The organism is Shewanella sp. 3_MG-2023 (assembly GCF_030548765.1).
Lineage (GTDB): Bacteria > Pseudomonadota > Gammaproteobacteria > Enterobacterales > Shewanellaceae > Shewanella.
On record NZ_JAUOSH010000011.1, the window covers coordinates 101,771 to 121,581 of the forward strand.

The 19,811-nt window shown below is 42.5% G+C and carries 12 protein-coding genes and 1 pseudogene; 3 read left to right on the forward strand and 10 right to left on the reverse strand.

What is annotated here, in order from left to right; translation table 11 throughout:
• Positions 1 to 13 precede the first annotated feature (13 nt).
• Positions 14 to 1,216 carry an ABC transporter substrate-binding protein gene (locus Q4591_RS08520; protein ID WP_102476036.1) on the reverse strand — a complete coding sequence of 401 codons (1,203 nt, stop codon included), beginning with the start codon at positions 1,214 to 1,216 and terminating at the stop codon, positions 14 to 16.
• A gap of 164 nt (positions 1,217 to 1,380) precedes the next feature.
• The gene (locus Q4591_RS08525) at positions 1,381 to 2,334 is read right to left on the reverse strand and encodes a LysR family transcriptional regulator (RefSeq protein ID WP_102437025.1); all 954 of its coding nucleotides are present in this window, start codon (positions 2,332 to 2,334) and stop codon (positions 1,381 to 1,383) included.
• 536 nt (positions 2,335 to 2,870) lie between these two features.
• On the opposite strand from Q4591_RS08525, the gene Q4591_RS08530 reads away from it, so the two are divergent.
• Entirely contained in the window at positions 2,871 to 7,847 is a 4,977-nt protein-coding gene (locus Q4591_RS08530) for a S8 family serine peptidase (protein ID WP_303460512.1), read from the forward strand.
• A gap of 121 nt (positions 7,848 to 7,968) precedes the next feature.
• Here Q4591_RS08530 and Q4591_RS08535 read toward each other — a convergent pair whose 3' ends face one another.
• A complete protein-coding gene (locus tag Q4591_RS08535) occupies positions 7,969 to 8,766 on the reverse strand; it encodes a PepSY domain-containing protein (RefSeq protein ID WP_303460516.1) in 798 nt (265 codons plus the stop codon).
• A complete protein-coding gene (locus Q4591_RS08540; protein ID WP_303460519.1) occupies positions 8,763 to 9,416 on the reverse strand; it encodes a peptidase in 654 nt (217 codons plus the stop codon). Before Q4591_RS08540 ends, Q4591_RS08535 begins: the two co-directional genes overlap by 4 nt.
• Positions 9,417 to 9,817: 401 nt before the next feature.
• Between Q4591_RS08540 and Q4591_RS08545 the strand changes: the two genes are divergently transcribed.
• Positions 9,818 to 10,978 (forward strand): kelch repeat-containing protein, encoded by a 1,161-nt coding sequence (locus Q4591_RS08545; protein WP_102519925.1) that lies wholly within the window; start codon positions 9,818 to 9,820, stop codon positions 10,976 to 10,978.
• 148 nt (positions 10,979 to 11,126) lie between these two features.
• Positions 11,127 to 11,618, forward strand: a pseudogene (locus tag Q4591_RS08550) (hemerythrin domain-containing protein); the annotation flags it as partial.
• 155 nt (positions 11,619 to 11,773) lie between these two features.
• Here the strand turns inward: Q4591_RS08550 and Q4591_RS08555 are convergent.
• The 6 genes from Q4591_RS08555 to xerC all read right to left on the reverse strand — a co-directional run bounded on the left by Q4591_RS08555 (position 11,774) and on the right by xerC (position 19,801).
• Complete coding sequence (locus Q4591_RS08555; protein ID WP_303460524.1) at positions 11,774 to 14,896, reverse strand: efflux RND transporter permease subunit; 3,123 nt, start codon at positions 14,894 to 14,896, stop codon at positions 11,774 to 11,776.
• Between the two features lie 11 nt (positions 14,897 to 14,907).
• A complete protein-coding gene (locus Q4591_RS08560) occupies positions 14,908 to 16,008 on the reverse strand; it encodes an efflux RND transporter periplasmic adaptor subunit (RefSeq protein WP_303460527.1) in 1,101 nt (366 codons plus the stop codon).
• A gap of 2 nt (positions 16,009 to 16,010) precedes the next feature.
• Positions 16,011 to 17,339, reverse strand: coding sequence for a TolC family protein (locus Q4591_RS08565; RefSeq protein WP_303460529.1), 1,329 nt, complete (start codon positions 17,337 to 17,339; stop codon positions 16,011 to 16,013).
• 144 nt (positions 17,340 to 17,483) lie between these two features.
• The gene (locus Q4591_RS08570; RefSeq protein ID WP_303460532.1) at positions 17,484 to 17,939 is read right to left on the reverse strand and encodes a hypothetical protein; all 456 of its coding nucleotides are present in this window, start codon (positions 17,937 to 17,939) and stop codon (positions 17,484 to 17,486) included.
• A gap of 231 nt (positions 17,940 to 18,170) precedes the next feature.
• Positions 18,171 to 18,881, reverse strand: coding sequence for an HAD-IA family hydrolase (locus Q4591_RS08575; protein ID WP_303460535.1), 711 nt, complete (start codon positions 18,879 to 18,881; stop codon positions 18,171 to 18,173).
• Entirely contained in the window at positions 18,881 to 19,801 is a 921-nt protein-coding gene (gene xerC, locus Q4591_RS08580; RefSeq protein WP_303460538.1) for a tyrosine recombinase XerC, read from the reverse strand. Before xerC ends, Q4591_RS08575 begins: the two co-directional genes overlap by 1 nt.
• Positions 19,802 to 19,811 lie beyond the last annotated feature (10 nt).

The window sequence follows — 19,811 nt, forward strand, 5'->3', positions numbered from 1 at the left end:
CGACGCCTTAGGCTTACTGCTCAATCAATTTAACCGCATTAATATCATCGTATATCGCCATACATAAATCGTTTTCATCTAGCGCCTCATGGGCATCTGGGGCGCTATGGCTAAATACACTAAATGGTGCCTGATATTGTTTTATTAATCCGTCAACCGGCGCTGTCATCGACTCCAGTGCCTGCTTCATTGCGATGCGATTAGTGACTATATTGTCAGTAAAACTGACATTATTGGCGGCTGCGATAAAAATTTTACCGAGATCATAACCATGAACAAAGCCTGCCGGCGATTTGATGTTTTTATCAACAAACTGCTCTGGAAACATAGCTTTAGCATCATTAAAAACCTGCTGATTAAAATCAGTTACCTCTGAGCTATAAAAATTAAAGCATGATTGTATGAAGTGTAAATTTGCTTTATTGCGGATCTCAAATGGCACCACAGTGGCAAAATCCCCACCGGTAATCCCCCAGTGACTGTATATTGAAATATCCAAACCCAGCTCAGCCACAGCGGCTACGATTAACGCCCCTTCTGTGGCCCCTGCGACCATAAATAAGCAGTCAACTTGTTCTTTTTGGGCGGTTGCTAATAATAATCTTGCTTGCGCTGGGTTTATCCCCCAAGCAAACCAAGTTTCCCCCACTTCAGTCATGCCATAAGCCTCAAGGGCAGAAGTCATACTGCGATAATTAGATTTACCCCAAGCGGTATTTTCGAGCATCATGTGTGGTTTTTTACATTGTTTTTGCATCGCAAAATCAACTAAGTGCTTGCCAACTTTTTGATCATCTACCGAAAGCCGAAAAACAAAATTATCTTTTGAGGGGTATCGAGTAATTGGTCCACCAGCAGCCCAAGGGACAAGGGTGAGCAATTGTGACTCATTAATAAAATCTCGATATTTTATTAATGGCGGGGAATGCAGACCGCCTATAAACACTATCCCATTAGGATCTTTCAAAAAACGGTCCATATTCTTTTTGCTTCTGCCGACATTACCTCGATGATCTAAGGTGACAAATTCCACACCAAGGCCACCAAGTTTATTATCTGCCTGTTCAAATGCGACTTTAAAACCCTGTTCAATTGCTAATGACGATTCAATATGACCCGTTCTATCAGCATCAAAGTAAACTTTAAAAAACTTAGGAGAGGCGAGTATCTCGAGGGAATAACTAAATAATAGAAGCAAAAATACAATTTTAAGCATACTGACAATCCTTGGTTGGCATGCGGCAATTTTAGTCAAGCATCTTAGTTATAGCCTACCCTCTGAAAATAACCATATAAATTGTGATGCTATTTGTGCCAGTAACGCAGTCATGCCAAGCTAAGTTAGTTTGATACTCGTTAGGTTTGCCCTACTTTTCAGCCTTACGCAATTTGTATATCTAAGTTTTCAAGCTCATTAACTGAGTCCTTAACTGAGTTAGCTCGCTGCACAATAAACTCGCTAAACACCTTAATCGATTGGCTTTGTTGGTTTTCTGCTAGGCTAACAATACTGAACTTAGCATTCAGTTTCGGCATCAATTGCGGGCTAAGCTGCACCAAGGTGCCCGCTAATAATTCATCACGTACTGCTATTTCTGGAGTTAGCACTACTAAATCTGAATGAAAAATAGCGTCTTTAATTGAGTGAAGCTGATCAAAACGAATTAAACCGGCAAAATCATCTCTTTGTAATTGAAATAAGTCTTCAAATTGATTGGCGATGGTAATGGGCAATTTCAATGGGATCGCCAAAGGATAATCTCTAAATGTCGCTAAATATAATCTCGGCAGCTTAGTAAGCGGGTGATCAGGACGACAACAAAATATCACCGGAAATGGTGGCAGCGCTTGTAAGTGAAGTAATGGGTTATCTTCAAGCTCAGTCACTTTGGCTTCCGCAACAAACAAATCCAACTTTCCTTGAAGTAACAGCTCTGTTAATGATTGCCAATGATCCACTTTAAAATCAATGGTCATTTTGGGACAAGCCTGAATAAACTGCCCCAATATAGGGCCCACTAAACAGTTTGATGGAATAGGGCTGGCGCCAATGCTAATTTCATGCTCATTTTCACCATGAAAGCTGGCGATATCGCGTTTTAGTTTATCGTGCTGCTTTACAATGTTTTGGCAATGAGCTAATACCATTTCCCCCAAAGGGGTTAGCGTCATATTTTTAGAGTCGCGCTGAAATAGCTTACCACCAACTAATAATTCGAGTTTTTGCAAGCTTTTGGATAGTGACGGCTGAGTAATATTTAACTCTGCGGCAGCTTTATGAAAGTGTTTTAATTCAGCCAATACAACAAAGTATTTAATGTGACGTAATTCCATATCAATCCTACTTATATTTAAACTGAATTATTTAAATTAATATTTCCGTGCTAAAATTTATAAAATAATGTTCACCAACTAATCTTTATCAAATAACATAAAACACTAACTATTAAGCCAACTATTAAATAAATTATTATCTCTAGCTATAAAGATACTTAACGCTATTTAGCAGTAAAAATGTACCATTGTTATTATTTTATTAGTAAAGCTAATGCCGATAGTTCAATTAGCCTAATAATCACAACAATCACCCTGTAGTGACTGTTTCACTTTGTATCACCATAGGCGCCAAGTAAACTCAATTCACTCCATTTAATCTCTTATATAGCTGATATTTTTATCTAAAAAAAGTCAAACCATTGGTTTTTAAGCTTATTTATTTTATGATTTGATCGCTAGCCTTTATTGTTTTTCACAAAAACTATCAGTTGATTCATAAAATGCATTGGCCGCTAACGCAAATACACGTTAAATATTCATGTGACAAATTTGTTAAAAATTTGCATTCACAAATAATAACGGAAGAAACGACAATGAAACTGAACAAAGTTCATATAATGACCCTAGCGGCCATTTATGCGGGTGCTGCCGGAGCGAGTGCTGATAGCGCCAATGCTGATGGTGCATACTCGGCCAATATTAAGCCTATAGTTATTACCGATGCAATTAAGCAATATAACGACAATAAAAATAAAGATCGTTTATCTGGAGAGGTAGTGACACAAACTCGAAATAGTAATGGACGTAATGTTCATCGTGCTATTTCAAGTGTTGATCAAAAAGTTCCCTTTGTTTATGAAGATGATGTTGAAGGTGAGCAAACTTATATTATTCAGTTATCTGACAAGCCAGTTTCATTATATCAAGGCGGTGTTGCTGGATTAAATGCTACGACTCCTCGAACCAGTAAAATCCCGGCGGCATTAAGCCCACAGCTGCATGATAAAGTTGATATCAATAGTACCGATGTACAATCATATCGTAGTTACCTTAGTGAAAAACAAGCTAGCGTAAGCTCGCAAATTACCAGCTTGGTAGGTAACACTAAAACTATCGCTAACTATCAGCTTGCCTTTAACGGTATGTCGATGCGTATGACTCAAGATCAAGCAGCAAGCGTTGCCGGCTTATCTGGTGTTGTCAGTGTGACCCGTGAAATCATCTACCAATTACAAACTGATGTGGGTCCACAGCATATCGGCGCTGACAAGTTTTGGACCGGTGAAGTTACTGGTGAAGCGTTCACCGGTAAAGGTATTGTTGTAGGTGTGCTCGATACCGGGATTAACACCGACCATGAATCGTTTGCAGCACAAGGCGATGATGGCTACGTACATCAATTACCAGCACGATATGATGGCTACATTGGTGATTGTGAGCTTGAAGAATTTGCCGGCATGTGTAATGACAAGCTTATTGGTGTGCGCTCTTACCCTGTGATTACCGACACTTATAGCGATGAAAGTTTTCAACCTGATAAAGGCTGGTGGGAAATCGAAGGTCCATTAAGACCTGCAAATGGCGAAGATTACAACGGCCATGGTTCACACACCGCCTCTACCGCTGCCGGTAATATCATATTAGATAGTACCTATATGGTGCCTGATGTTGGCGTAACCAGTGACGGCAAACCAACGGACTTAATGTTACCGCGTATTTCAGGTGTCGCGCCGCACGCTAACGTCATTATGTACCAAGTGTGTCACCCAGGTGACGGCAGCTTTAATAATTATACCGGCTGCCCTGGTTCTGCATTACTTGCGGGTATTGAAGATGCAGTCGCCGATGGCGTAGATGTGATTAACTACTCAATTGGTACTGCTTATGGCGCATTCCCATGGGAAGACCCAATGGAGATGGCCTTTTTAGCAGCACGAGAAGCCGGTATTTCGGTATCAGCCTCAGCGGGTAACTCTTTTGACCCTTCTGAAGCAAATGTACGCCGCGGCGCAATTGATCACTTATCCCCTTGGGTGACCTCTGTTGCAGCAACCACGCATACACGTGAGTTTAGTGTTGAAGGTAAAATGCTTACTGGCGCAACTGGCGGCGAGCAAGAGCTACCAGAACTTGTTGGCGGCGGGATTACCGAAGGTTATACAGGCCCTGTGATTGAAGCAAAAGCCTACGGCTGGGAATATGAAAAATGTAATGAAGCCTTCCCAGCAGGCTTTTTTGATAACTCTCCTGAAGGCATTCCATATGACACTGCGCCAATTGTAGTCTGTAAGCGTGGTGATATCGCTCGTGTACAAAAAGCCATTAACGTAGCCGAAGGCGGTGCAGGTGGTTTTATTTTACGTAATGCCAGCTCTACAGAGTCGGTTAATAACGACCCTTATGTGATCCCCGGTATTCACTTGCCTTATAGTGGTTATTATGGTGATGCTTCAACTAACTGGTTTGGTTTATCAAGCTGGTTATCTAAAGGCAGTGATCATCAGTTAACCATCACGGCTTCAAATGTGGTGACGACTGAACGTGTGCCTAATGCGTTAGCTGACTTCTCATCTCGTGGACATAACTTTGATAACCCTGAAGTCATGTCACCAAACCTTGCCGCTCCTGGTGTTGATATTTATGCGGCATGGGCTGATGAAATGCCGTTTTCTGGTGTAGGTGTACCTGGTGACTACAACACCATTAGTGGTACTTCAATGGCAGCGCCCCATGTTGCAGGTGCAATGGCATTATTAAAGCAAGCACAACCAAGTTGGACACCAGCACAAATTCAGTCAGCATTAATGATGACTGCGAATTTAGCTGAAGTGACTCGCACGGTTGAAACTTACCCCTTTGTTGATTTAGAGCCAGCAGGCTTTAGTGATGCAGGTAGTGGCGTGATTAACGTTGCTCGCGCATTTAAAGCGGGTTTAATCATGGATGAAACCGGTGATAACTACCGCGCGGCTAACCCTAAAAATGGCGGCACAGTTAACACCCTAAACGTGCCATATTTTTACAATGAAAGCTGCAGTGGCACTTGTACCATGATGCGGACATTTACCGCGACAGCTGATGGCAGTTGGACTGTGGATGCTGAGTCGCTGGCAATGGATGGCGCAGATATGCTGTCGCTTGAAGTGTCGCCTAAGACATTTAGCCTTAGCAAAGGCGAAACTCAAGCCATCATGCTCACAGCAACAGTGTTAGAAGTTCAAGCACCGGGTGCAGATTCATCATCTCTACGCTTACTAGGTGATGTGACTATTACCCCTGCAAGCACGGATATGCCAATGCAACATTTACCGGTTAGCATTCGCTACAGTGGTACCAGTATGCCTGAAAATGTGGTCGGTAATATCCACCGCCAACAAGGGCATATTTTAACCCCTGAAATCACCACTGAAGAAATTCAAACCTTTAATAGCCGCGTTAATGGCTTAGTTAAAGCGGAACTTTTTGATGTGCAAATGCAGCGCAGTGATGTGCGCGACTTAGACAATACCGCGCAATCACGTATTGATGATGGTCAAGTGGTTAACTTCTTTGACGTACCAGAAGGCACTAAGCGTATCGTGTGGGAAGTGGTTAAAGCTGACTATAATGCTTATGCATCAATCGATATTGGTATGGATGTCAATAACGACGGTGAGATCCAGTGGAATGAAGAAGCCATTTGTTACTCTCGTATTGATAACAACGATTACTGCGCGATCAATAATCCAACTCCAGGAACTTACTGGGCTTATGGCTCTAACTATAAGTATGATTATGAAGATGCAGCTAACCTTGCTGATAATATGACCTTCGCTTTAGCTATCATCGGTGATCAAGATGACGCTAATCTGACTGCCGTTGGCCCAGATTCATCAAATGGCATGGACCCTTACCGCGTACAGTTAAACTATGATTTAGCTGATGCTGTAGAGGGCGATGTTTATTATGGTTATGTGGGAATTGGTAGCGACAGCTATAACGATGATAACTTAGGTTATATCCCAGTACAGCTTATTCATGACGGTAGCGACACCGAAATTGAAGCCAGCCATACCAGTGCCAAGGCCGGTGATATTGTTGAGTTTGAAGTCAGCCTAGCGCCTAACTTGTTAGGTGGTGAGCGTCAGTTAACCTTAAGTACTGAACTCGCTTCAGGCTTCCAGTTAATTGAAGACAGCGTTCAGGTTTCTGGCTTACCACAATACACTGAAGACATGACAATTGATGGTAATACCATTGCCTTTAATACTGTGCAACCTTCGTCATTAGATACCCCACGTCACTATGTGTTTACCACGAGTCTAGAGGATGCGACGTGTCGTATTCCTGCGCAAATGCAGGGCGCGAGTGACACCTTTGTGGATGTACCAAGTGAGTTTGGTTTCTCTGATTTAGGCATTACTGGCTACTCTAACCAATATTTGAGTATTCCAATGTCAGCGAATGATTTACCTCACGTACCTTTATACGGTGCAGAGCAAGACATGCTGCATGACTTACTTGAAATCTCACCATTTGGTTATGTGAAATTTGACGAAATGCCAGATTTCTATAATTACCATTATGAGTTTAATGATGTGTTCCAAAGCTTCCCTGACACTATGGTTGCCCCATTGTGGCGTGGTGATGTGATGATGCCAGAAGTGGCATTCCGTGAAGATATCGGCGCAGTCACTAACCTAGTATATGGTGCTGTGGTTGATGATTATTATGTGTTCCAGTGGAAAGGTGGTGCAGAAATTAATAACCGCTTTACCGGTAACCGTAACCCAGATGCATCAGCTTACTTTGATGTTGAAACCATTATCTCAACTAAGTTAGATTTTGCCCCTGGTGCCCATGAAATCATGTTTGGTTATCAAGCGCTGCAAACGGCTAACGATCATTTTGGTTCAATTGGTCTACATGGTTATTACGGTGAGCGTGGCACCTACCAGCCTGTCGGTGGTTGGTACAATGACGGTTTTGCCTACAATAACGTTGATGAAAAAGTGGCTGAAGGCATGCTAGTTTGTGCTGATTATCAAGGCCCTGAAAGCTCAGCATTAACGGTTAGCTTCTCTGCCCGTGTATCAGCTGCAGCTGTTGGAATGGATAATGCAGTAAAGGTTAGCAGTCAATACGCTGATTCAGAGTTAGTGACGGTATCCCATACGGTTTCATCAGCAAGTAATATTCAAGTTGCAGGTTTTACAGACCAAGTAATTGAAGAGAATAGCTCTCTTACAATGAATGTTGTCTATGCTGACCTTAAAGGCACAGTCAATGGCATTATGGTGGCAGGTGATAACATCACTGCTAAAGTTGAAGGTGATAGCATCACGATTACCCCTGATGCTGACTGGTTTGGTGAAACCATGGTATCTGTAACTGTGCATGATATGGCTTACCCGTCTGATCAAGCAACCACCAGCTTTAAGCTAACGGTTAACTCTGATGGCGTAGAGCCTGTAGCGCCAGCACCTGAAGTTCCTGTTGTTGAAGAGAAAAAATCAAGCGGTGGTAGCTTAGGCTTCTTAGCATTAGGTGTACTAGGTTTATTCGCTGGTCGTCGCCGTAAGCTTCACTAAATATTAAGCTTCACGATTATATAGGCATGTTAAGCAAACAATACCTATGAGAAAGGCCCTCTGATGAGGGCCTTCTTTTTAGTTTGATTTTATTAAACCATGAAAATAACTACACTTAAACTCAGCTTTTAACCTTTAAGAACCGCGTTAATTTATAACGCTTATTCACTAAGTTCTCTCCCACCCAATACAAACCTGACAGTGATAAAAACAAGCCCATTAAGCCAAAAAACCAACTGAAAGGATTATTGAAACTGCCTTGATGTAAGTAATCCATAAAATGTAATTTGAACATCAAATCTGCCAGTTCAGTGTCGCTATTTTTGTGGCCAATTAACTGGCCATTAATGGCATTGATGTATATTCGTGTCTCAAGATCATCATCCATGTTGATTTGCCATAAGGGATTGCATTCTTTAGGCCACTCGCTAATCGGCGGCTTAAGTTTATTAGCACTGATAACGCTGCCAGGCCCCCTATAACTGTCGATGGCCAGCGTGGTTGCTAACGATAGGTCAATATGAATCACTTCACCGCTATAGGCATTCACTAAGGTTTGCTGCTGACACTCATGTTTATAACGCATTGCAGTTTCAGTCAGTAAATACACGGGATTGTTATCCAATGAAATGAGTGCTAATTGCTGTTGATTCGGATGGTTTGTCAGTACTTGCTTTGCCGTTATTAGTTCTGCAGCATTGAAATTATAGTCTTCATGGGCAGCATGATGACTATATGCCATGCCTTTTAGCGCCTCGTGTGGGGTGATATTAAAGTAAATACCAGTCCCTAGCCAAATCAAAAATTGTAGGCTAACTAACGCGCCTACCCAGTAATGCCAGACTCGGATCAAATGCTGTAACCGCTTGGCTTTCTTGCCTGGTATTTTACTTGTTCTCACGCTCGATTTAGCACTCATTTCACATACCTCTTTCGGCGTTGCCACACTAACACCAGGCCAGAAAAAACAGCGATAAATGCGCTTATTGAAGTATAAAAGAGTAACTGATTATCAATGGCTTCACCGTCGTTATAATCCATGATGTGCCACTTCCAAAACAAGTCAAACAAGCGCCAGTATTCATGTCGGCGGGTTACCACATCGCCACTTTTAGCGGATATATAGAAGGTTGTCATGCCAATATCATCAAACTCAGCTCGCCACACAGGTAGATGCCTTGCAGATAACTCAGCTGGTGCATTGTGTTCGATAAGGCTAATGGAGCTTAATTGGGTCGCTGAAACCGATGGTAAATATAAAGCTGCGATTTGACGTGCCTGTTGCTCATTAAAGCGTTCAAGTACCTGACCCGTTTGCGCATCGATGAGCAGCTTATCATCTGTTAAATTGACTTGATAAACCGCTTTACTAAGCACGCTTTTAAGGGATATTTGCTGGGCTTTAGGGTAATTTTGATAGACGTTACCTACCGAGTATTGCACTTGAGAAGGGTCTATCACTTCTACTTTGCTAACCACATGATCGCTGCGAATAAAGCCAATATCCATCAACACAAAGTAACTACCGGTCACGCTCCATATGATGATGGGAATCGCCAGCACCAGCATTAGCCACCGATGGAGAAAGTGGGCTGAGAATATTTTTCTATATGATTTTTTGGGGATCAAAATTTGTCGTTACCCTTGTTATTATTTGAACTTAAGCTGTGAATACGATTAATTCTAACTAAATATTGAGCATCTAAATTACCTGACACCCCTTAATTTTCATAGATATTTCATTGTGATAGTTTCTTATTAAGGCTTCGCTCGATACTTTATTTTGTGTAAAGTATGCTTGCATATACCGAAAAGAATACTGCTAGCCATACTAAAAACGACACTGATAACAACACTGATAACAACAGTGCTAACTACACTGATAACAGCAGTGCTAACTACACTGAAACAGCTGTGATAACAACACTAATAACAACAGTGCGAACTACAGAACCCACAAAAGGATTTACATGAAACTGCCTCAACAACTCAGCTCGACTATCTTGTTAACCATTTCGGCACCGATTGCTTTTGCAACCTATGCGCCCTTGCCTGAGCCAGTTTCAAATAATGCCATCGCCAAAGTCACTACAGATAAAACCCAGTACTTACTGAGTTTTACTGGGCTTGCTGAATCAAAGGATTATCTCGCGGTACATAACAAAGCGTGGGCACTTGATCTATCGAGTCCCAATAACCAATGGCAGCCCATTAAAGATATCCCTTTTGTCGCTCCTTTGGCAGGAAGGTTGGCTTCTATAGCCGTAGGTGTGAATGACAAAGCTTATGTTTTTGGTGGCTATACTGTGGCTAAAAATCATGATGAAATTAGCACTGTCGATAATTACCGTTTCGACATCAGCGCTAATGAGTACCAGCGTATTGCCGACATGCCCGTCGCTGTTGATGACACGGCAGCCAGCGTTTATCAACAACGCTATGTATATTTATTTGGTGGTTGGCACAACGACGGCAATGTTAATTTAGTGCAAGTGTATGACACTCAAACCGATACTTGGTCTCAGGCAAGCCCAATACCTGCACCTGCTGTTTTTGGTCAAGCTATTGCCATGGTTAACAATAAAATTGTCTTGTGCGATGGTGTGAAAGTTCAGGCCAATATTGGTAAACGTCGCAGCTATGCATCATCACCCGTGTGTTTATATGGTGAAGTGAACCCAGAGAATCATTTAAGAATTAGTTGGCAATTACTGCCACATTATTCTATTGCTCAGACTGGAAAGAACAACATGAACAAGCCTGCTATTGCGCATTATAGAATGGCGGCAACAGGTGTAGGCTCTAATAAAAATAGCAATAAAGACAGTGATAGAGACAATAACAAAGCAGGCTACGCCATCTTTATTGGTGGCAGTGACAACCCATACAATTACAGTGGTATCGGTTATAACGGCGCTCCCAGTACCCCACAGCAATATCAATATAGCTTCGACTTTACTAGCAACAGCTGGCTTACCCCAATAAGGCTTGAAACACCCTCAATGGATCATCGTGGTCTCATTTGTCATGAAGATAAGCTGCTAAGAATTGGCGGCATGGTGAGCGAGCAAAAAGTCAGTAATCTTGTGTTGAGCTCACCGCTAAAAACCAATCAAGCTTGCACTCAATAGCAGTACTCATAAAGAGACATATTGCGCCATAAAACGTGATCTAGATAACACTTTTATGGTGCTTGTATTGAGCAATTTAAAGATGCATATAAAATACATGTAAATTAAATACATCTTTGGAATATTCATGACCACAGCTTCAAGCTTTGAGCAATTACAGGCACTGCCCCTCGCATCACTCATTGATTATATTGAAGTGACTCATCATCAATATGTACGTGAAACGGCGCCTTTACTGGTGGAATACACCCAAAGAATGGTGCAAGCACATGCTAGCGACCATGCAGAAATTCAGCCTTTAGCTAACCTTGTACAGGCCTTGGTTTCAGACTTAATGCCACATCTTATGAAGGAAGAACAAATTTTGTTTCCTGCCATGAGACGTTTAGGTGATGGCTTGGAAGTAAACGGTTGTTTTGGCCATATCGGGAACCCGATAAATGCCATGGAACACGAGCATGACCATGCCGCTACTATCTTGCAGCAATTACGTGATTTAACCCAAAACTACCAAATACCTGAAGGTGTTTGTAGTACCTGGCAGAAGTGTTATCAGACGTTAGCTGAGTTTGATGCAGACTTACAAACACATATACATATTGAAAATAATTTATTATTTCCAAAAGCACTGTCCCTGTAAAAAATTTTACCTATAGCGTCATTTGAAAAGTTCATCATTTTTAATGGTTCTTGCTCCCCCAGCAGAACCATTTTTTTTGCTTTAAATGTCTCGTCATAAAATAGTTCAAAAAAAATGCCTCGCATTAACCGAGGCATTTATTCATCACAATAATTTTATACTGCTTTTCTCTCGCTGCGTTGATGTGCCATTCGATACAAAATAGGCAGCACAAACAAGGTTAATAAAGTCGATGAGATAATCCCGCCAATCACCACGGTAGCAATGGGACGTTGCACTTCTGCGCCAGTACCAATATTAAGCGCCATGGGCACAAATCCTAAACCGGCCACTAGTGCGGTCATTAATACCGGTCTCAATCTGATCAAAGCACCATCAATAATGGCATTAAGTAGTTCGCCTTTTTCTTGATATAACTGCCGAATAAAACTCAGTAATACCAAACCATTAAGCACTGCCACCCCCGATAATGCAATAAAGCCAACTCCTGCAGAAATCGATAATGGCATATCCCTAATCCACAGTGAAATCACCCCTCCGGTCAGAGCAAGCGGTATCCCAGTGAAAATAATCAGCGCATCTTTAACTGAGCTAAAAGCCATGACCAGTAAGCCTAAAATGATGGCTAAGGTCAGTGGCACCACTATCGATAATCGTTGACTTGCAGACTCAAGTTGTTCAAATGTACCGCCGTATTCGAGCCAGTAACCCGCTGGAATATCCACTTGCTCGGTAATTTGTTGCTTAGCTTCCGTCACAAACGAGCCCAAATCTCGCCCACGAACATTGGCCGTCACGACAATCCGACGTTTACCATTTTCACGGCTAATTTGATTGGGAGATGGCGCAATGTCTAAGCTGGCGACTTCAGATAACGGCACATACTCACCAGATGGCATAACAATGGGTAGATCTTGTAAATGCTCTACATCTTGGCGGATATTTTCAGGCAGTCGAATAACCATTTTAAAACGGCGATCGCCCTCAAAAATCAATCCCGCTTCATCCCCGCCGATAGCCGTTGCAACAAAGTCCTGTAACTCCCGTACTGACAGACCATAATTCGCCAAAGCCATCCGATCCGGCTGAATAGACAACATAGGCAAGCCAGTAACTTGCTCAACTTGTAAATCCGTTACACCATCAATTTGCTCCAGCACCTCGTGGATCTCATTTGCTGAGGTCAATAGTTGTTGTAAATCATCCCCTACAACTTTAATGCCTAAATCAGCACGAACTCCTGATATAAGCTCGTTAAAGCGCATCTCAATTGGCTGTGTCAGCTCGAAATTATTACCTGGCTGGCCTGATACTGCCGCGACAATATCAGCAGCTAACTTGTCATAACTCATTGTCGGTTCTAGCCATTCATTGCGCGGCTTAAGCATAATGAAGGTATCGGCAATGTTCGGCGGCATAGGATCATTGGCCACTTCAGGGGTACCAATCTTAGAGAACACATTTAACACTTCAGGAAAGTGCTTAATACGGTCTTCCAAGAGTAATTGCATCTCAACAGATTGCTCTAACCCTGTGCCAGGAATACGAATTGCTTGCAGTAAAATGTCTTCTTCATTCAGTTGCGGAATAAACTCTGAACCTAATGTGGTCGCAAGCCAAATAGAAAAAGCCACCAGCGCAACCGCGACACTTAATACTAACCAACGTAACTTCATTGCAAGGATAAGTAGCGGCTTATAAAGCGACTTACTTAAGGTAATAACGCGGCTTTCTTTGTCGCTAATCTTACCCGTCATAAACAGTGCAACAGCAGCTGGAACAAGGGTTAAAGATAGGACTAATGCTGCCAGTAATGCCATTACAACGGTTGCAGCCATAGGGTGGAACATTTTCCCTTCTACGCCAGTTAAACTAAACAATGGAATATAAACAACGGTTATAATTAGCACACCAAATAAGCTCGGACGAATGACTTCGTTGGTCGCCTCAAACACCAGCTGTAACCTTTGCTTGCGCGGTAAAATCTGTCCACCATTTTGCGCCTGAGCTTGGCCTAATCGGCGAATGGCATTTTCGACAATAATCACTGCGCCATCGACTATAAGGCCGAAATCCAGCGCGCCTAAGCTCATTAAGTTTGCCGACACGCCGGCCTGCAACATACCCGTCATTGTTGCTAGCATAGCAATCGGAATAACTGCCGCTGTAATCAATGCAGCTCTTGCATTACCCAGTAAAATAAATAGCACGACAATGACCAGCAAAGCGCCTTCTACTAGGTTCTTTTGCACCGTATACACTGCTTTATCAACCAGTGTGGTGCGATCATAAACCGCTTCAACCTTAATACCTGCTGGCAAAGATGCTTTAATATCTTCAAGCTTACTCGCTACAGCCAATGATACCTGACGAGAATTTTCGCCCACCAGCATCATTGCGCTACCTAGTACTGTTTCTTTACCGTCGCGGGTAGCTGCACCAGTACGCAGTGCTTTGCCAATGGCTACTTCGGCAATATCAGTAATAAACACAGGCGCATTATCTACACGCTTAACGACAACATGCTCAATATCATTAATTGAAGTTAACTGCGCAGCTGAACGAACAGTAAGTTGCTGGCCTTCTCGCTCAATAAAACCTGCACCACGGTTACTGTTGTTGTTTTCAAGGGCTGACTTGATATCACCAAATGAGATGCCATAGGCCAACATCTTCATGGGTAACGGCGTAATGTGGTACTCCTTATCAAAGCCACCTATGGTATTTATCTCGGTAACGCCATGCACTTGCGCTAATTGTGGTTTAATAATCCAGTCTTGAATTTCCCGCAATGCGGTGGCATCAAATTCGCTACCATTAGCTTGCTTAGCATCAGGCAGCGCTTCAATGGTGTACATAAAAATTTCGCCAAGGCCGGTTGAAATAGGCCCCATTTCTGGCTCGATGTCGCTAGGTAGTTTTCCTTTTATGGCATTTAATCGTTCATTAATGAGATTACGAGCAAAATACAGATCCGTACCTTCATCAAATACCACGGTGACTTGCGATAACCCATATCGTGAAAGTGAGCGAGTATAAGACAAGCTCGGTATACCCATTAATGCATTTTCAATAGGATATGTGATTCTTTGCTCGGTTTCTTGCGGCGAATACCCCTCTGCTCGGGTGCTAATTTGCACCTGCACATTGGTAATATCCGGTACCGCATCAATAGGTAATTTTTGATAACTCCACAGCCCTACTGCAACCAGCAGTAGCGTCAAGAACATCATCATCCAGCGTCGAGTAATGGCAAGACGCAAAACTGATTCAATCATGTGCGTCTCCTTTAGTGAACGTGCGCTGCACTAGATTTTTCAAGATCAGCTTTCAATAAAAAGCTATTGTCGACCGCGTACTCTTCACCCACTGCTAAACCCGATAAAAGCTCGCTCATCTGACGGTCTTTTTTACCGAGTGTGACCACGCGCTTTTCAAAACCTTCATCATTTTTAACAAAAATGACTTGCTGATTTTCCATCACCTGTAGGGCGCGATTATCAATGGCTAAGTCGACACTGTGCTTACTTAGGGTCACCTTACCCGATAAAAAGGCGCCTACTGTCCATGACCCTTCGCTATTATCAATTGGCGCTCTAGCACGCAGGTACGCTTCGTTATTCATTGGGTTCAGTAAGTATTCAATAGCAGATGTCACGCTTAATTGTTCAGATTCAACACTGAGCTTTTGGCCGATAGAAACACGGCTTTTCTGACTAGGAAATACTTGATATTCAGCCCAAAGTTGACTGTTATCGACAATGCTCAGTAACACATTATCTGTAGCCAGTTCACCAACGTTTGCATTACGACTCACCACTTCGCCGCTAATTGGCGCTTTAATCGAGTAACGTTTGAGGCTTGCATTAGATTCAACCTCAGCAATCACTTGCCCAGCTTTGACTTTATCACCCACTCTCACATTTAATTGGGTAATCAAACCCGAAAATCGCGCCTTCACATGACTGGTATTGCGCTCAGGGACAATAGTGCGGCCATATAAGGTTAATATCTTTTTGATTTCACCTGCTTGAGCTGAATGAGCAACAATGCCAGAAACAGCCATTTGCTCTGCACTGATATGCACTTGCCCTTCTTCGTGTTCATCATGACCATGCTCGTCTTCGTGTCCATCTTCATGACCATGCTCATCTTCATGCTCATCTTCATGACCATCCTCATGACCATGTTCATGGCCGTGTTCATGGCCGTGTTCAGCATCCTTATTACCATGGGTAGCATGCTGCATCTCGTGACGACTATGATTGGGCTCTGAGTGTTTTTCTTCATGCTGATGCTCAGCCGACGCTTGAACCGATATTGAAAACAATAATGTCATCAACATGGCAAGACGACGCACAAAGAAGTGATTAGAAATACTGTAGTTCATGGTTAAAATCCTTGGAAATCACGAAAGAAGGAATGCTGAGATGCAGGTAATGGTTCGGCGATCAGTTGCTCAATATCAACACCAAACCGCAAAGCAGAAGCCGCTGCATCAATCAGTGCCCGGCGTGAGAACAATAACTCCTCTCTTGCGGTTAGATAATCAAGATAGTTATAAAGTCCCTGTTCATAAGCCTTTTGCGTATCTTCTAAGGCTAAAGTTAACGTGGGAATAATGCTGCTTTGTAAACGATTGACCGTCACAATGGCTTGTTTTCTGCTGGCGTAAGCTCGATACAATTGTGCATACAATTCTCGTAATGCTATCTCTCTATTAATCAGCACTTCGTCTTTTGCCGCCTGCGCCGCAATCACAGCACCTGAGTTTCGCTCACCGCTAAATAAAGGCACACTAAAGCTTGCCGATAGCGCGGTGTCATTGGTTTGCTGCATTTGTTTGACGCCAACTGACCAACTCACATTCGCACTTGATTGCGACTGAGCAAAACGTAATTCAGCTTCTTTCAATTGGCTCTGTGTTAAATATGCTTCAATGGCTGGACTGTATTTCACTTTTTCAAATAACGGGGCTAATGCCACATCATCGGTAAACTCAAATAAACTGCCTTCGAGGCTTTCATAGTTAACTTGAGATTCTCCCCACATCATACTGAGCACTAACTTAGCGTAATCAAGCTGATGCAACTGATTTTCAGCGGTGAGTCTGGTATTAAATACCGCTGCTTGCGCTCTTTTAACTTCAGCATCTGGAGTAACACCCGCTTTAGCGCGTTGCTCAACAACAGTTAAGGTTTCTTCAGCCAGTGTTACTGCATCACCCGCCAGTTGTAATTTGGATTGAGCAGCCAATACATCGATATAGCGACGAGTGGTTTCAGCAAGAATGCCTAAACCGGCAATTTTTTGCTCAGCATCAAGTAGCGCACGCTTTTTATTCACAATCCCAGAGCGTGCATCTAACTTGTCACCGAACTCTATTACAGACGATAACGACACTGTCGTTTCTGCACTATCCACGCCTTGGTAGTCGCCAGTACCTGCCACATTTTCAAACTCTACACCCACTTCAAAACCAGGCGATAGCGCCTGAGTTTGTGCTTCACCATCAAGCGCTAGCTGTCTAAACTGAAATACTTTTAAAGAAGGATGTTGCTGTTGAACTCGTTCTATTACCGTCTGTAACGTCAATGGCGCCGTTGCAGCCTCTGCAGCATAAGCGTTAACTGATAACAGTGCTGACAGCCCTAGAAAACAGCTGCAACATTTTTGAAATAGCGCAGTACGCTGTTTCGAGAAACATGTATTGTAAAACATCTGAGATTAGCCTCGATTTAATACAAAAAGATAACTACCAACTGATAATCTAAGTCTGTTAAGTCCAGTCATAGGTAAGCGCAGCCGGCTTAGACAAATTCAATAAAGTAATTTGTCCATTTCATAATTATTTTGATTAAAGAGTTAGGCTTGGGGAGGGCGTAAAAAACTAAAGTAAGGGGACTCTACCGCAGTAGAGGTAAACGTAAAGGCCACATAATTTGAATGCACAAGGTTGTTCTGCATTATAGTGTCAGGGTGCATCAAGGTCATGCAACATGAACAACAATTATCTGAACATTCATCGCAGTCATCATCAACATGGATTGAGACAACAAAACCATCATCACATAGTGCAGCACGACTTTGTCTATCTTCAAGTCTGAGGTTCAGACTGATGTCGCTTGCATCGATAGACGGCATTTCATTTACTTGAACCGCTAAATACTCACTATTTTCATCACAATCTTGATGCTCAAAGCTACAATTATCAGCCATCGCAACAACAGACTGCATCGCAAAAATCATGATCAACAATCGCGCCAGCATTGCTGGAAACGATTTATTTTTGACCCTAAAATTGCGATATAAAGCTGACATTAGCGCTTAGTCTTGCCCTGTATGATGTAAACGTAAATAAAAATTTGTCGTACTGATTACAACTGTATCGCGCCAGTTTAAGCTAAACACCTAAAAAACACTATATGGTTTCTTAGCAGAACTGATTCTTAGAATTAAAAATAGATAAAAGCACGACTACAGCACAATTTGAATTTATTATTTTGCCATCAAAAGGCCGTATAGTCGCAGGAGTTTGTTCAAGTAGCGTTATTAGATTAACCCTAGAATGTCTTGTAATTGCTCGACTTCAATATGAGGTAAAATATATTTAGCTTGCCTATTGTCACTAGGTTGATGATTTAACCACACACTTTGACAACCCGCTTTTCTGGCACCTAATACATCACTGATTGAGTGATCACCAATATGCAGTAATTCACTGGGTTTGATGGCTAAGTGGCGGCAACTGAGATCAAATAAGTCACTGTAGGGTTTCATCCTAACCCCATGACCTGGATGCAGCACAAATTGCAATACTTCATCAAGACCAATGCGCGATGCATCAACATTACCATTGGTAATACCCACTAACGGAAAGTGCTTCCCTAAACTGACAAGGCAACTTAGTACTTCATCCGTTATCTTAAAATCACTACGGTGAAAGCTAAAACATTGCATCCCTTGTTGGGCACCTTGGCTAGCTTGTGCTTCACTATAACCCCATTGCAGTAAGCCTTGGCGTAACACTTCATAACGGGCGGCGGTGGTGTCATGGGCCAACTCTTGGTGCTCTGCAATCACCTGAGATTTCAACAAGCGCCACTGGGAGATCCCCCAATTTAACGGCGCTTTAAAGTTATCTTGCATAAAATGCGATATTTCAGCTTCCGCTTTAATAATGTGCGACACGTTGTCATACAGGGTGTCATCTAAATCAAAGCTAATAGCTTTAAACGGTTTAAGTCTTAGGTATTGTTTCATTATTTCCCCTTGGCTTTTTTCGCTCTAGGGTGAGCGCCATCATACACTTTCGCTAAGTGCTGAAAATCAAGGCTGGTGTAGATTTGAGTCGTAGACAGATTGGCATGACCCAGCAATTCTTGCACCGCTCTTAAATCAGCACTTGATTCAAGCATATGCGTTGCAAAGGAATGGCGCAATTTATGCGGGTGAACTTTTGCAGATAATGCTTGCTCCTGACCCCATTTATTCATCCGCAGTTGAATACTACGGTGTGATAAACGTTTTCCCTGTTGGCTGATAAATAACGCGTCACCGGCTTCAGTTGATGGCATTTCAGTCCGTGAATCAAGCCAAGTTTGTAATGCGCTAAGAGCGATTTTACCCACAGGCACAATCCGCTGTTTACTGCCTTTACCCATGACTTTGACTTCCTGTTGCTGAAAATCAATATCGTGAATATTTAAACTCGCAAGCTCTGCTAAACGTAAGCCGCTGGAATAAAACAGCTCCATAATGGCTTTATCTCGCTTACCTAATGAATCACTGGTATCAATATCTAGCAGGTGAGTGACCGCATCTAAATCCATGTTTTTAGGCAGCGGCTTGGCTTGCTTGGGGGCATTGAGGTTTTTGGCAGGGTTGGCTTTAATCACTTGTTCACGCACTAAAAACTCAAAGAATTGTTTTAAAGAAGATAAACATAAAGAGAGTGAGCGAGGACTTAAACCTTGGCGATGAAGTTTGGCGAGAACCGCTTGTAATTGCTCACGGCTTACCGCTAACCATGAATCATCATTCTCGGTTAACTCATTGTGAGTAAATATTATTTTGCTGGCACGATTAATTTCATACAAATAGTTGCGCACACTATAGGGGGATAATTGTCGCTCTGAAATAAGGTAGCGTTCAAATGAGGCTAACCAACTTAGCTGACTCATAACACTACCT